This is a genomic window from Curtobacterium sp. Curtsp57, assembly GCF_047324335.1.
Lineage (GTDB): Bacteria > Actinomycetota > Actinomycetes > Actinomycetales > Microbacteriaceae > Curtobacterium.
Genome location: NZ_CP168511.1, coordinates 1,817,447 through 1,833,145, shown reverse-complemented (window position 1 = coordinate 1,833,145; position 15,699 = coordinate 1,817,447). Strand labels below are relative to the sequence as shown.

The following is a 15,699-nucleotide window of genomic DNA, read 5'->3' as shown; positions in this document are numbered from 1 at the left end:
ACCCGACCACACGAGGGGGTCTCCTCGTCGTGTCCGGAAGGTCACACACGTGCTGCTCGCGCCCCGTTCCCCTCGGCATCGGTCGGAATCCGTCGCGCGTCCTCGGTGGTTCCGCGGGATCGCGTTGGCCCTCGCCGTGCTCATCCCGACCACCGGCGTCGCCCTCGGCACCACCGGTGTGGCGCAGGCGGCCGTGGTGCAGTGGGGGAGCGGGGCCGATCAGTCACCGAACTACCAGGCGACCGTCAACGGCGACTTCACCATGACGGGCAACGGCGTCCTGGCGTGCTCGGGTACCGCGCTCACCGCGACGAGCACGAGCGGCAGCTGCACCGACCTGCACGCGAACAACCCGGGCACGGGCGTCACGACGTCGTACAACGACTACTTCAAGATGGTGAACTCGAACACGGTGTCCGGGTTCACCACGAACTCCTCGACCGGCAGCGTGACGATCCCGTCCGGTGCCACCGTGACGAAGGCGTACCTCGACTGGAGCGCGAACACGGGCGTGTTCACCGGCTCTGGCAACGTGACCTGCTCGGGGAACTCCGCGAACGGCTCGCAGTGGTACGCCACGCGACCGGACGCCGCGAACGGGTACCGGACGCAGGGCGTGCAGCTCAAGGTCGGCACCGGCGCGATCCGGACGGTTGCGCCCGACGCCCTCCTCGAGGACCCGACGAGCCAGGCGAGCGCGTTGTACTACTCGGCGAGCGCCGACGTGACGAGCGCCTTCGCGAACGCGACGACCGGTTCCGCGCTGAACGTCAGCGCCGGGAACATCTGGGCCGCGGTCGGCGCCGGGTGCTACGCGGGTTGGTCCCTGACGGTCGTGTACGACTACGGCAAGTACATCCCCGGGAACGCCGCGAGCGCCCCGCACAAGGTCATCTACTACCAGGGCCACGTCCGCGAGGCCGCGTCGGACAGCCCGCTGACCGTGAACTTCACCGGCTTCTCGGCGCTGCAGTCCGGGGTGAAGTTCGGGTACACGCTCTACGAGGGCGACCGCGGCATCACCGGCGACTACATGCGGTACACCCCGCAGGGCGGCACCGCGACCGAGGTCCTGAACACCAAGGGCGCGAGCGGCAACATCGGTGTCGGGCAGGCGGACGGCTCGGCCAGGTACACGCAGACGAGCGACACCAGCGCGTTCACGAACCAGAGCGTCGACGTGCACACCCAGACGCTCTCCGGTGTCAACAAGGGCGACACGTCGATGACCCTGACGGTCGGGACGAGCGGAGACTCCTACCTGCTGCAGAACGCCGTGCTGTCCGTGCCGACGGCGGCGCTCAGCGTGTCGAAGACCCTCGACGGCTCGACCAACGACCAGTACCGCATCGCCTCGGAGAACACGGCCTACACGATCACGGTGACGAACAACGGGTCGGTCGCCCTGTCGAACATCCGCCTGACGTTCCCGGACACCGAGACGTGCACACCGTCGTCCACCATCGCCGGTCCGTTGGCGTCGGGCGCGACGGCCACGGTCCAGTGCACCGGTCCGCCGCCCACGGCCGCTTCCACCACGAGCTCGGTGACCGCGACCGCCCAGGTCGCGAGCGACACCACGGTGTCCGTGACCGACACCGCCTCCACGAACACGTACCTCTCCGCCCTGGGCTTGACGAAGTCGTCCGCCCTGGCGAACGGTGCGACCGGCAAGGCCGGCGACACCGTGAACTACACCTTCACCGCGACGAACACCGGCACCGGCCCGCTGTCCGGCGTCGCGATCACGGACCCGCTCGCCGGGCTCTCCGCGCTGACCTACGGCTCCTGGCCGTCCGGCACGGCCGGATCGCTCGCCGCCGGGCAGTCCGTCACCGCGACCGGCACGTACACGCTGACGCAGAACGACGTCGACGCCGGCACCGTCACGAACACCGCCACCGTCACGGGCACCGACCCGGACGGCGGCCCCAAGCCCACCGCGACCGCGTCGCGCACGCAGCCGCTCGGCGCCGCGAACGCGCTCACCCTGACGAAGTCCGGTGCGCTGGCATCCGGAGCGACCGGCAAGGTCGGCGACACCGTGAACTGGTCGTTCCGTCTGACGAACTCCGGTGCCCAGACGATCACCGGTGCGACGATCACCGACCAGCTCGCCGGCGTCTCGTCCATCGCGTACGGCACGTGGCCGCAGGGGACGGCCGGGAGGCTCGGGCCGGGTCAGTCCGTCACGGCCACCGCGACCTCGACGCTGACCCAGGCGCAGGTCGATGCCGGCTCGCTGACGAACACGGCCACCGCCGCCGGACGGAGCGCCACCGGCAGCACCGTCACCGCACCGACCGCGACGGCGACCGTCGCGATCCCCGCCGCGAACGCGCTGACGCTCGCCAAGACCGGGGCGATCGCCGCCGGCTCGACCGGCAAGGCCGGCGACGGCGTGACCTGGTCGTTCACGCTGACCAACTCGGGCAACCAGACCGTCACGTCGGCGAGCATCACCGACCGACTCGCCGGGGTGTCGGCGATCACGTTCGGCACCTGGCCGTCGGGCACGAGCGGCACGCTCGCCCCCGGGCAGTCCGTGACCGGGACCGCGACGTACGCGCTCACGCAGACCGACGTCGACGCCGGCAGCGTCGTGAACACCGCTGGTGCGTCCGCGACGGCCGCCACGGGTGGGACCGTCACCGCGACGGACGCGACGGCGACGGTCCGGGTGACCGATGCCTCCAGTCTGACCATCGTCAAGGACGGGAGCCTGGCGTCCGGCGCGACCGGCCGCGCCGGGGACACCGTGAACTGGACGTTCCGGGTGACCAACGGCGGCAACCGCACCCTCACCGGCGTCGCGATCGCCGACCCGCTGGCCGGGCTGTCCGCGATCTCCTACGGCACCTGGGCGTCCGGGACCACGGGCAAGCTCGCACCGGGGCAGTCCGTCACCGCGACCGCGACGTCGACGCTGACGCAGGCGCAGGTCGACGCCGGATCGATCACGAACACCGCGACCGCGAACGGCACGAACCCGTCGGGCACGGCCGTGACGAGCGGCCAGACCACGAAGACGGTCAACGTGGCCGCGGCGCAGAAGATCGCCGTCACGAAGACCGGTTCGCTCGCGTCCGGTGCGACCGGCGGGGTCGGTGACACCGTGAACTGGCAGTTCAGCGCGACGAACACCGGCAACACCACGCTGTACGGGGTCGCGATCGCGGACGGGCTCTCCGGCATCTCGGCGCTGACGTACACGTGGCCGGGGACCAGCGGCCAGCTCGCCCCGAACCAGACGGTGACCGCGACGGCGACGTACAAGCTGACCCAGGCGGACGTCGACGCCGGCAGCGTCGTGAACACCGCGACGGCCTCCGGGAACACCCGCGCCGACGGCACCGGCTCCCCGGCGTCGTCGACGGGCTCCGCCGCGGTCTCCGTGACCCGTGCACCCGGCATCGCGGTCGCGAAGTCCGGGGCGCTCGCCTCGGGCTCGACGGGTGCCGTCGGGGACACCGTGAACTACACGTTCACCGTCCGGAACTCGGGCAACCAGACCCTGACCGGGGTCGCCGTCAGCGACCCGCTGGCCGGGCTGTCCTCGCTGACCTACTCGTGGCCCGGCACCTCCGGCCGCCTGACCCCCGGGCAGTCCGCCACGGCGACGGCGACCTACAAGCTGACCCAGAAGGACGTCGACGCCGGGGTCGTGACGAACACGGCCACCGCGACCGGGACCGCGCCCGACGGCAGCACCGCGACCAACTCCGCATCGGCCCGCACCACGGTGCCGGCGGCGCCCGGGATCGCCGTCTCGAAGACCGGGGCGCTCGCCGCCGGTGCGACGGGCAAGGCCGGTGACACCGTGGACTACACGTTCACGGCGCGGAACACCGGCAACCAAACGCTGACCGGCGTCACCGTGTCCGACGCGCTCGCCGGCGTCTCCACGATCGCGTACGGCACGTGGCCCTCCGGGACCGCGGGCACGCTCGCACCGGGGCAGTCCGTCACCGCGACCGCGACGTACACGCTGACCCAGGCGGACGTCGACGCGGGCAGCGTGGTGAACACCGCCCAGTCGACGGGTCGTTCGCCCGCGGGCACGGCCGTCACCGCGTCGTCCCCCTCGACGCTCGTCGTGCCGGCGTCGGGTGCACTGTCCTTCACGAAGACGGGCACGGCACCGTCGGGTGCAGCGGCCGGGTCGACCGTGAGCTGGACCTTCACCGCGCGGAACACCGGCAACGTGACCCTCACCGGCGTCACGATCGCCGACCAGCTCGCGGGGCTCTCCGCGATCACGTCCTCGTGGCCGGGGGCCACCGGGCGCCTCGCTCCGGGGCAGACCGTCACCGCGACCGCCACGTCCACGCTGACGCAGGCGCAGGTCGACGCGGGCACCGTCCGGAACACCGCGACGATCGCCGGCACGACCCCGTCGAACACCGTCGTGTCCCAGGCCACCGCGGCCAGCGTGTCGATCGACCGCACGGCGTCGATCACCGTCACGAAGACCGGCTCGCTCGCCGCGGGCTCGACCGAGACCGCCGGCGACCGCGCCGACTGGACGCTCCGCATCACGAACACCGGCAACACCACGCTGACGTCCGTCGCCGCGACGGACTCGCTCGCCGGGCTCTCCTCGTTGACCTACACCTGGCCGGGGACCGCGGGGACCCTCGCACCGGGGCAGTCCGCGACGGCGACGGCGTCCGGCACGGTGACCCAGGCGGACATCGACGCCGGCTCGGTGACGAACACCGCGTCCGCGTCCGGGTCCGGTCCGTCCGGCACGACGACCGCGACGGCGCAGGGCTCCGGCACGATCCCGCTCGCGGGTTCGCCGGCGCTCGGCTTCACGAAGAGCGTGGCGACGGGCAGCGGCTACACCGGCCGGGCCGGTGACACCCTCGTCTACACGTTCCGGGTGACCAACTCGGGCAACCAGACGCTCACGAACGTCGCGATCACCGACCCGCACGCCGGGCTCGGCGCGATGACGTACTCCTGGCCGGGCACCGCTGGTCGCCTCGCGCCGGGACAGTCGGCCACCGCGACCGCGTCGTACACGCTGACGCAGGCGGACGTCGACGCGGGCACCGTCGCGAACCGGGCGACGGCCTCGGCGACGACGCCCTCCGGCACCGCCGTGACCACTCCGGCATCGGCATCGGCGGCGATCACCGCGGCGCCCGGCATCGCGGTCGCGAAGAGCGCCGTCGTCGGCGGGACCGGCCGGGTCGGCGACACCGTGACGTACCGCTTCGACGTGTCGAACACCGGTACCACGACCCTGACCGGCGTCGGCGTGAGCGACCCGCTGTCCGGACTCTCGACGATCTCGTACGGCACGTGGCCCTCCGGCACCTCCGGCACGCTCGCGCCGGGACAGACCGTCCGCGGTACCGCGACGTACACGATCACCCAGGCGGACATCGACGCCGGCAGCATCGTCAACACCGCGACCACGACGGGCACGACGCCGGGCGGCTCCGCCGTGCGCGGCACCGGTTCGACGACCGTGACGCCGGCCGGTGGGGCGCCCGCGATCGCCCTGGCCAAGACCGAGCGGCTCGGCACGACCGCCACCGGTGTCGCGGGTGACACCGTGCGGCTCGGCTACACGATCACGAACTCCGGCAACCAGACCCTGACGAACATCAGCCTCACCGACGCGCAGTCCGGGATCTCCGCGTTCACCTACGGCGCATGGCCCTCCGGCACCGCAGGACGGCTCGCCCCCGGGCAGTCGGTCACCGTCACCGCGACCTACGCGCTGACCCAGGCGGACGTCGACGCCGGCACGATCTCGAGCACGGCGACGACGACGGGTGTCTCGCCGGGCGGCACGACCGTCCGTGACACGGACACCGGCTCCGTCAGCACCAACCGCTCGCCCGCGGTCGCTCTCACCGAGAGCGGCACCGTCACGAGCGGCACCGGCGGCGTCGGGTCCGTCGTGACCTGGATCTACCGCGCGACGAACACCGGCACCGTGACCCTGTCCGTGCCGGAGATCGTGCACGCCCTCGGCGGCACCGTCACCTATGCATGGCCGAACGCGCCGAACACGCTTGCCCCAGGACAGTCCGTCACCGCGACGACCACCTCCACCATCACGCAGGACGACGTCGATGCCGGATCCCTCGTCGACTCGTCGTCCGTCACCGGGACCGCCCCCACGGGTGTCGACCCCGCGACCGTCACCGCGACGGCGTCGGCCACCGTGACGACGAACGACGCCGCCCCCGGCCTGACCGTCACGAAGGCCGAGACCTTCGCCGCGGACGGCTCGACCACCCGCGCCGCCGTCGCCGGCGACCAGGTCGACATGCGCTACCGCATCACGAACTCGGGCAACGTCACGCTGACCATCGTCGGTGTGCAGGACGCCCAGCGCGGCATCTCGAGCGTCGTCTTCGCCGACGGCGACACCACGATCACGCTCGCTCCCGGCCGGAGCGCCACGGCCACGGCCAGCTACACGCTGAGCCAGTCCGACGTCGACGCGGGCGGCATCAGCTCCGTCGCGACGGCCTTCGGCACGACCCCCGCCGGCACCCGGGTCACCGCGACCGCGAGCGCCGGGGTCACGATCACCCCGACCCCGGCCGTGTCCCTGACGAAGACCGCACGCTACGACGTCGGCGCGGACGGCGCCGTGCAGAGCGGGAAGGTCGGCGACACCGTCGTCTTCTCGTTCCTCGCGACGAACACCGGCACGGTCACGCTCGACGGGATCGCGCTCCGCGACCAGCTCGTCGGCCTCGCCTCGGCGACCCCGGTCACCGGCACGTCGACCCTGACGAACGTCGAGTGGTCCGGCGGCTCCGCCGGGTCGCTCGCCCCGGGGGAGCGCGTCCGCGCCGTCGCCCGGTACACCGTCACCCAGGCCGACGTCGACGCCGGCTCGATCATGAACGCGGCGACGATCAGCGGCACCACGCCGACGGGCACCACCACGTTCGGCGACGCCACCGTCACGATCGCGACCGACGCCGACAACACGGCGGCGATCGGCATCGTCAAGACCGCGACGGTCCCCGGTACCGGCACGCCGAAGCCCGGCGACCCGGTGGACCTCGGCTACACCGTGACGAACACCGGCGACTTCACGCTGACCGGCGTGACGATCCGGGACGCCGGCGCGAACGGCGACGGCATCACGGTCGGGACCTGGCCCTCCGGCACAGCCGGACGCCTGACGCCCGGGCAGACCGTCACCGCGACCGCCGTGCACACGCTGACCCAGGCGGACATCGACGCCGGCTTCGTCTCGAGCCCCGCGACCACCACGGGCACGCCAGCGAGCGGCGCAGCGGTGACGGCGACGAGCTACCGCACGGTGCCGATCACGCAGGTCAACACGTTCTCCTTCAGCAAGACGGGCGTCCCGACGGGCAGCGGTGCCGGCGCGGGCGACGAGCTCCGCTTCACGCTGACCGCCGCGAACACCGGCAACACGACGCTCGACCTGCTCCAGATGACCGACCAGCTGCAGGGCGTCGGTGTCCTGTCGTACACCTGGCCGGACCCGTCGAAGCCCGGAACGGTCCTCCCCGGGCAGCAGGCGACGGCGACCGCGACGTACACGGTCAGCCAGGCGGACGTCGACGCCGGCAGCGTCGTGAACACCGCGAACGCGGTCGCCAGCCCGCCGACCGGAGCCGCGATCACGAAGACCGCAGCGTCGACCACCGCGACCGACGCACCGGCGCCGACGATCACGCTCGACAAGACCGAGGCGCTGACCGACGGGTCAGCCGGTGTCGCCGGGGACGTCGTGCGGTTCGGCTACACCGTCACGAACACCGGGAAGACCACCCTGACCGGTGTCGGCCTGACCGACGAGCAGCAGGGCCTGTCCGGTGTCGCGTTCGGTGCGTGGCCGTCCGGCACCACCGGAACGCTCGCGCCGGGGCAGTCCGTCACGGCGACGGCGACGTACCGGCTCACGCAGGCCGACGTCGACCGCGGGGCGGCGGACACCGACGACCACGTGTCGCTCTCGAGCGCCGCGACGACGACCGCGACCGACCGCCGCACCGGTGCGCCGGTGAGCGCCACGTCCGACGGTCGGGTCGTGCTCGACCCGTCGAGCTCGGTCGCCACGAGGAAGACCGCGGTGACGGTCGGCGGCGGCGACATCCGCGCCGTGCAGGTCGGCGACGTCGTCCGGTACACCGTGACCGCGACGAACACCGGACAGACGACGCTCACCGACGTCGCCGTCGCCGACCCGATCGCCGGGCTCGGCACCCCGACCACCACGTGGCCGAACGCCACCGCGGGCACGCTCGCACCCGGGCAGGCCGTCGTCGTCATCGCGGACCGCACGGTCACGCAGGACGACGTCGACGCCGGCTCGATCGCGAACACGGCCACGACGACCGCGTCCACGCCCGCCGGCACCAGCGTGTCCGGCAGCGGCACCCGGACCGTCGTGACGACGAGCGGCGCCCCCGGCATCCGCATCGTCAAGGACGAGCGACTGACCGCCGGTGCCACCGGGGCGGCCGGCGACTCCGTCGACATGACCTTCACCGTGACGAACACCGGCGACGTGACCCTCACCGGCGTCGGGGTCAGCGACTCGCAGCAGGGCGCCTCCGGCGTCCGCTTCGACGCCTGGCCGTCCACGACCGGGCGACTCGCCCCCGGGCAGTCCGTCGTCGCCCACGCCACGTACACGCTCACGCAGGCCGACATCGACCGCGGCTCGGTCTCGAGCACGGCGATCACGACGGGCACCCCGCCGCGGGGTGCCGCCGTGTCCGCCTCCGACGACGGCAGCGCGATCGTCGCACCGCGCGGGTCGATCACCGTCGACAAGACCGCGACCCTCGCCGGGGCGACCGGCGCCGTCGGCGACACCGTCCGGTACGGCTTCCGCGTCGAGAACACCGGCAACGTCACGCTCACGGGCGTCGGCATCGACGACGTCCTGAACGGGCTGTCCGCCGTGACGATCGCCGACTGGCCGTCCACGACCGGCCGACTCGCACCGGGACAGGTCGTCACCGGCACCGCGACCTACCGGGTCACGCAGGCCGACGTCGACGCGGGGAGCGTCGCGAACGACGCCACCGCGTCCGGCACGACGCCAGCAGGCGACACCGTCACCGCGAGCGACGCGGCCACCGTGCCGCTCGCCGCAGCAGCGCCGGGGATCCGGATCGACAAGACCGAGCGGCTCGCCGACGGGGCTGCCGGCGTCGCGGGCGACACCGTCCGGCTCGGCTTCACGGTCACGAACACCGGCACGGCGACACTGTCCGGTGTCACGCTGACCGACGCGCAGCCCGGGCTGTCCGACATCGCGTTCGGCAGCTGGCCGTCCGCGGTCGGGACCCTCGCTCCTGGGCAGTCCGTCACCGCGACGGCGACCGTCACGCTGACGCAGGCGGACGTCGACCGCGGTTCCGTCGCCAGCACCGCCGAGACCACGGGGACCGCCCCTCGTGGCACCACCGTGTCCGACACCGCCCGTGGCAGCGTCGCGCTGACGGCCCCGGCGGACGTCTCGGTCCAGAAGCAGGCGGCGTACCTCGGTGGCGGCACGGGCCGGGTCGGTGACGTCGTGGGCTACACGTTCACGATCACGAACACCGGACAGGTCACGCTGACCGCGAGCCGGGTCGCCGACGAGCTCGCCGGCCTCGGCCCGGTCACGGTCGCCGACGGTCCGAACGGCGACGGCACACTCGCGCCCGGGCAGACGCTGACCGCGAAGGCCACGTACACCGTGACCCAGTCGGACGTCGACGCCGGCTCCGTCGTGAACCGTGCGACGGTCACCGCGACGCCGGCCCGCGGCGACGACGTCACCGCGTCCGACAGCGCCACGATCCGCACGTCCGACGGCGCACCGGCGATCGCACTCACCAAGACCGAGGAGCGCACCGGCACCGGGACGCCGGCGGTCGGCGACACCGTGCGCCTCGGCTACACCATCACGAACACCGGCAACCAGACCCTCACCGGCATCAGGGTCGCCGACGAGCAGCAGGGTGTCGGCACCGTCGCCTACGGCGCCTGGCCCGGTGCCTCCGGTCGCCTCGCCCCCGGTGAGTCCGTCACCGCGACGACGACCTACGCCCTCACCCAGGCGGACATCGACGCCGGTCGCGTCGCGAGTGCCGCCACCGCCACCGGGTCCGCCCCGACGGGAGGCTCGGTGCGCGCCACCGACACCGCCGGCGTCGACCTCGTGGCGGCTCCAGGGCTCCGGGTCACCAAGGCGGGCCGGCTCGCGCCTGGTGCCACCGGCGCTGCCGGCGAGGGCATCCGCTGGACCTTCACCATCGCCAACACGGGCAACGTCACGCTGACGGGCGTCTCCGTCGCGGACGGCCTCGCCGGGATCTCCGACCCGACCGTCGGCACCTGGCCCGGCGCGACCGGTGTCCTGGCGCCGGGGCAGACCGTCACGGCGACCGCGGCGTCGACGATCGCACAGTCCGACGTCGATGCCGGGTCCGTCACGAACTCCGCGACCGTCTCCGGCACCGCGCCGGACGGCTCCGTCGTGGACGACTCCGACACCGCGACGGTGCAGACCGCAGCGTCCGGCCCGCGGATCGGCGTCGTGAAGTCGGCGACCCTCGCGGACGGTGCCACCGGTGCCGCGGGTGACCGGGTCGAGTACCGGTACACGATCACGAACTCCGGCAACGTCACCCTCACCGGGGTGACGACGGCGGACGACCAGGACGACGTCTCCGCGATCGCCTACGGCACCTGGCCGGGCACCGCCGGACGCCTCGCACCGGGGCAGACCGTGACGGCGACCGCCTCGCACGTGCTGACGCAGGCCGAGGTGGACCGCGGCTCCCTGACGAGCACCGTCACCGCGACCGGCAACCCGCCGACCGGTGACCGCGCCAGCGCCACCGACGCCGCGACCGTCGTGATCGTCCCCGACGCCGCGCTGGCGTTCTCGAAGTCCGCCGCGTACACCGACGGTGGCATCGGCCGCGTCGGCGACACCGTCCGCTACACGCTCACGGCGACGAACACCGGCACCGTCACGCTCACCGGCGTGACGCTGTCCGACCGCCTCGCCGGGCTGTCCGCGATCGACGCGGACTGGCCGGGGACCGCCGGCACCCTCGCGCCGTCGCAGACCGTGACGGCGACGGCGGAGTACACGGTCACGCAGGCCGACGTCGACGCCGGCAGCATCGTGAACGCCGCCACCGCGACCGGCAACCCGCCGGCCGGGGCACCGGTCACGGGCACGGACAGCACCACGGTGCGCACCGCGGACCCGGCCGACGGCATCGCGCTGGTCAAGGACGAGCGGGTGACGAGCGGTACGGGCGTGGCCGGCGACACCGTCACGTTCACCTTCACGATCGCGAACACCGGCAACCGGACCCTCGACGGCGTCACGCTCGACGACGACCAGGCCCGCCTCGGCACCGTGACCTTCGGCCCGTGGCCGGCACGCGCCGGACAGCTCGCACCCGGGCAGTCGGTCACCGCCACGGCGACGTACGTGCTGACCCAGGCCGACGTCGACCGCGGTTCGATCGAGAGCACGGCGACCACGACCGCGACGACCCCGGCCGGGGACGTCGTGCGCGACGCCGCGACGGGTGGGGTCGACACGGTCCGCGCCGGCTCGTGGACGATCGACAAGCGCGGCGCGCTCGCCGACGGCGCCCGGGGCGTCCTCGGCGACCGGATCGACTGGACCTACCGCGTCACGAACACCGGTACGGTCACGCTGACCGACGTCGACGTCGCGGACACCCTGCCAGGCGTCTCCGACCCGACGGTGTCCGCGTGGCCGAACGGCACCGCCGGCACCCTGCTGCCCGGACAGTCCGTCACCGCCACCGCACGCTCGACCGTCACGCAGACCGACGTCGACGCGGGCAGCGTGGTCAACCGTGCGACCGCGACGGCCGCGACACCGGACGGCGTCACGGACCCCGGCGCGCAGGACGACAGCGCCACCGTCGTGCTCCGCTCCGCCGAGCAGCGCATCGCCGTCACGAAGACCGCGCGCCTCGCGGACGGCTCCACCGGTGCCGTCGGCGACACCGTCGAGTTCGGCTACGTCGTGACGAACACCGGCACCGCGACGCTCTCCGGGGTCACCGTGACCGACGACCGCGTCGGTGTCTCGACCATCAGGGTCGACTGGCCGGGACGCACCGGGGTCCTGGCACCAGGGGAGTCCGCACGGGCAGTGGCGTCCACCGCGCTCACGCAGGCCGACGTCGATGCCGGGAGCCAGGCCTCCCGTGCGACCGCGACCGGGAGCGGACCCGGCGGCGGGACCGTCACCGCGACCGACTCGGCCGTCGTGACCATCGCACCGCAGCCCGCGATCGCGCTGTCCGAGCAGGGCGCCCTGGCACCGGGCGCGACCGGCGCCGTGGGTGACACCGTGCAGTGGACGTTCACCGTGACGAACACCGGCACCGTGACGCTCGACCAGGCAGCGCTCCGCGCGCAGCTCGGCGACGTGGCGTTCGGGCCGTGGCCGGGGGCAGACGGCGTGCTCGCACCGGGGCAGGTCGTCACCGCCACCGCCACGTCGACGATCACGCAGGCCGACTTCGACCGAGGCAGCGTCGCCAACCCGGCGACCGTCACGGCGACGGCACCCGACGGCCAGGCCGCGACCGCCGACGCCTCCGCGACCGTGGCGACCGGTCCCGCCGATGCCCGCATCGGCATCACGAAGACCGCGGCGCTGCCGGACGGCGACACCGCGCCGCGGGCCGGCGACCTCGTGACGTTCACGTACCGCGTGACGAACACCGGCACCTCGACGCTGGACGGCGTCACGGTCACCGACGCGCAGGACCGCGTCGGCACCGTGTCGTACGACTGGCCGGGTGCCGCCGGGATCCTCGCTCCGGGGCAGACCGTCACGGCGACCGCGACGGTCGCGCTCACCCAGCGGGACGTCGACCGCGGGTCCCTCGGCAGCGCCGCGACCGCCACCGGCACGCCGCCGACCGGGCCGTCCGTCGACGCGACCGCCGACGCGACCGTGGTGCTGCCCGGATCGCCGTCGCTCGCGGTGACCAAGTCCGGCGCGCTCCGCGACGGCGCCACCGGATCGGTCGGTGACACGGTCGACTACACCGTCACCGTGCGGAACACCGGGACCACGACGCTCCACGACGTCGCGGCGACCGACCCGCTGCCGGGGCTCGGCGCGCTGCGCTTCGCCGACTCGTTCGACGGCACGCTCGCACCGGGTGAGGCCGCCACGGCGACCGCCGCGTACACGGTGACCCAGGACGACGTCGACGCCGGCAGCGTGCTGAACACCGCGACCGCGACGGCGAACCCGCCGACGGGTGCGCCGGTGACGGCCTCCGGTTCGGCGACCGTCGGACTCGCCGCTGCCGCCGCCGGGATCACCCTCGACAAGACCCAGCAGCTCGCCGACGGGGCCGCCGGTCGAGCAGGCGACCGGGTGGCGTACACGTTCACCGTCACGAACACCGGCACGGCGACGCTCTCCGGTGTCACGGTCGCCGACGGCCAGCAGGGGCTCGGCGCGGTCAGCGTGCAGTGGCCGGGCGCGTCCGGGGTGCTCCGCCCCGGGCAGTCCGCGACGGCGACGGCGACCTACACGCTGACGCAGGCGGACGTCGACCGCGGGCGGATCGCGTCCACGGCGACGACCTCGGGCACGAGCGCCGCCGGGGCCACCGTGCGGGCGTCCGACGACGGCGCCACGACGATCTCCGGGACCCCGGGGCTGTCCGTGGTGAAGTCGGGGACCCTCGCGGGCAGTGGCACCGCCGGCAGCACCGTCCGGTGGACGATCGACGTGCGGAACTCCGGCGCGGTGACCCTCACCGACGTCGCCGTCACGGACGACCTCGCCGGGTTCGCCACGACGGGCACGACCTGGCCGGGTGGCGCGGGTGTCCTCGCACCCGGACAGACCGTCAGGGTCACCGGGACCTCGGTGCTCACGCAGGCCGACGTCGACGCGGGCGGGGTCGTGAACACCGCGCGCGCCACGGGCACCGGGCCGGACGGGACCTCGGCTTCGGCCGGCGGATCCGCCACCGTGCCGACGCCGAGCGCCACGCCGGGCATCACGATCGTGAAGACCGCACAGCTCGCACCCGGGGCCACCGGCGTCGCGGGTGACACCGTGCGCTTCCACTACGTCGTGACGAACGGCGGGGACCAGACCCTGTACGGCGTCTCGGTCCGCGACGCCCAGGCGGGCGTCTCCGCGATCACCTACCAGTGGCCGGGCACCAGCGGCGTGCTGACGCCCGGGCAGTCCGTCACGGCGGACGCCACGTACGTGCTGACGCAGGCCGACGTGGACGCGGGCCTCGTGACCTCGCCCGCGACGGCCACCGGGTACGCCCCGGACGGCGTGCCGGTGAACGACTCGTCGAACGCCGGGATCAGCCTGCCGACGGCGCCGCACCTGACGCTCGTGAAGACCGGCGACCTGTCGGGGAGCGGCGCGGTCGGCGACACCGTGGACTACACGTTCCGCGTCACGAACGACGGCAACGCGACCCTGACGGGCGTCCGGCTCGACGACCCGATGGCCGGGCTCTCGGGCGTCACGTGGACGTGGCCGGGAACCCCTGGACGACTCGACATCGGCCAGACCGCCACCGGTACCGCGAGGTACACGGTCACCCAGGCCGACGTCGACGCCGGCACGGTCGTGAACACCGCGACCGCGACCGGCACGGGCCCGACCGGCGTCGTCGTCGTGAGTGACCCGTCCGGTGCCACGGTGCCGGTCGGGGACGCCGGAGCGGTCGGCGACCTGACGATCACGAAGACCGTGCAGTACGCCGAGGGCACCGACGGCACCGTCGGACAGCAGCTGCAGTACGGCTTCACGCTCGTGAACACCGGCACCGTGACGCTGCACGACGTGCACGTCGACGACCGGCTTCCCGGGCTCGGCACCGTCGTCTACGGCCAGTGGCCCGGGACGCCCGGCGTGCTCGAGCCGGGGGAACGCGTCACCGCGACCGCCGCCTACACGGTCGGACGGTCCGACGGCGCCGCGGGTACGGTTGTCAACAGCGCGACGGCGATCGGGACGCCGCCACCCGGGGCCCTGCCCGGTGACGACCCGGTCGTGTCCGCGCCCGACAGCGTCCGGATCACCACCCGTCCCGCTGCGGGGGTCCCTGCCCTCGCGTTCACCGGGGCGGACCCCGCCCCGGCGCTGGCCGCAGCCGCCCTGATGGTGCTGCTCGGCCTCGCACTGGCGGTCATCGGGAACCGCCGCCGCTCCAGGAAGGAACACCGATGACCCTGCGCCCCACGCGCTCCGTCCCCGTCCGACTGCTCGCCCTCGCCGGGGTCGCCGCACTGGGGCTCGGCCTCGCCGGGTGCTCCGGTGACGCCCCGGACGGCAAGGCCTCGGCGTCCGCGTCGGCGTCCGCCACCGAGCAGCCGGCGATCACCGAGGTGCAGACCCCGGCAGGCGGCGACGGCGACTACGTCGGCGCGGTCAAGGACGTCCAGGTCACCTCGTGCAAGCGTGACGGGTCGTCGTGGTCCGTGAAGGGAACGGCCGAGAACCCCGAGGACAGTGCGCAGAGCTACCGCATCTACGTCTCGCTCCTGAAGGGCGCGTCGGACACCCGGGCCGTCAAGGAGGTCGACGTCGACGGCGTGGACGCCAAGGCCTCGAAGGACTGGGACACCACCATCGACACGTCCGAGAGCGGTCTGTCGTGCGTCCTCCGCGTGGAGCGGTTCGCCGCCTGACGC

Annotated in this window: 2 protein-coding genes; both read left to right on the top strand. The window is 73.6% G+C overall.

Annotated elements, in window-relative coordinates; genetic code table 11:
• Positions 1 to 124 precede the first annotated feature (124 nt).
• Complete coding sequence (locus tag ACEN9V_RS08580) at positions 125 to 15,235, top strand: hypothetical protein (RefSeq protein WP_413602895.1); 15,111 nt, start codon at positions 125 to 127, stop codon at positions 15,233 to 15,235.
• Complete coding sequence (locus ACEN9V_RS08575; protein ID WP_413602894.1) at positions 15,232 to 15,696, top strand: hypothetical protein; 465 nt, start codon at positions 15,232 to 15,234, stop codon at positions 15,694 to 15,696. Before ACEN9V_RS08580 ends, ACEN9V_RS08575 begins: the two co-directional genes overlap by 4 nt.
• Positions 15,697 to 15,699: the final 3 nt, after the last annotated feature.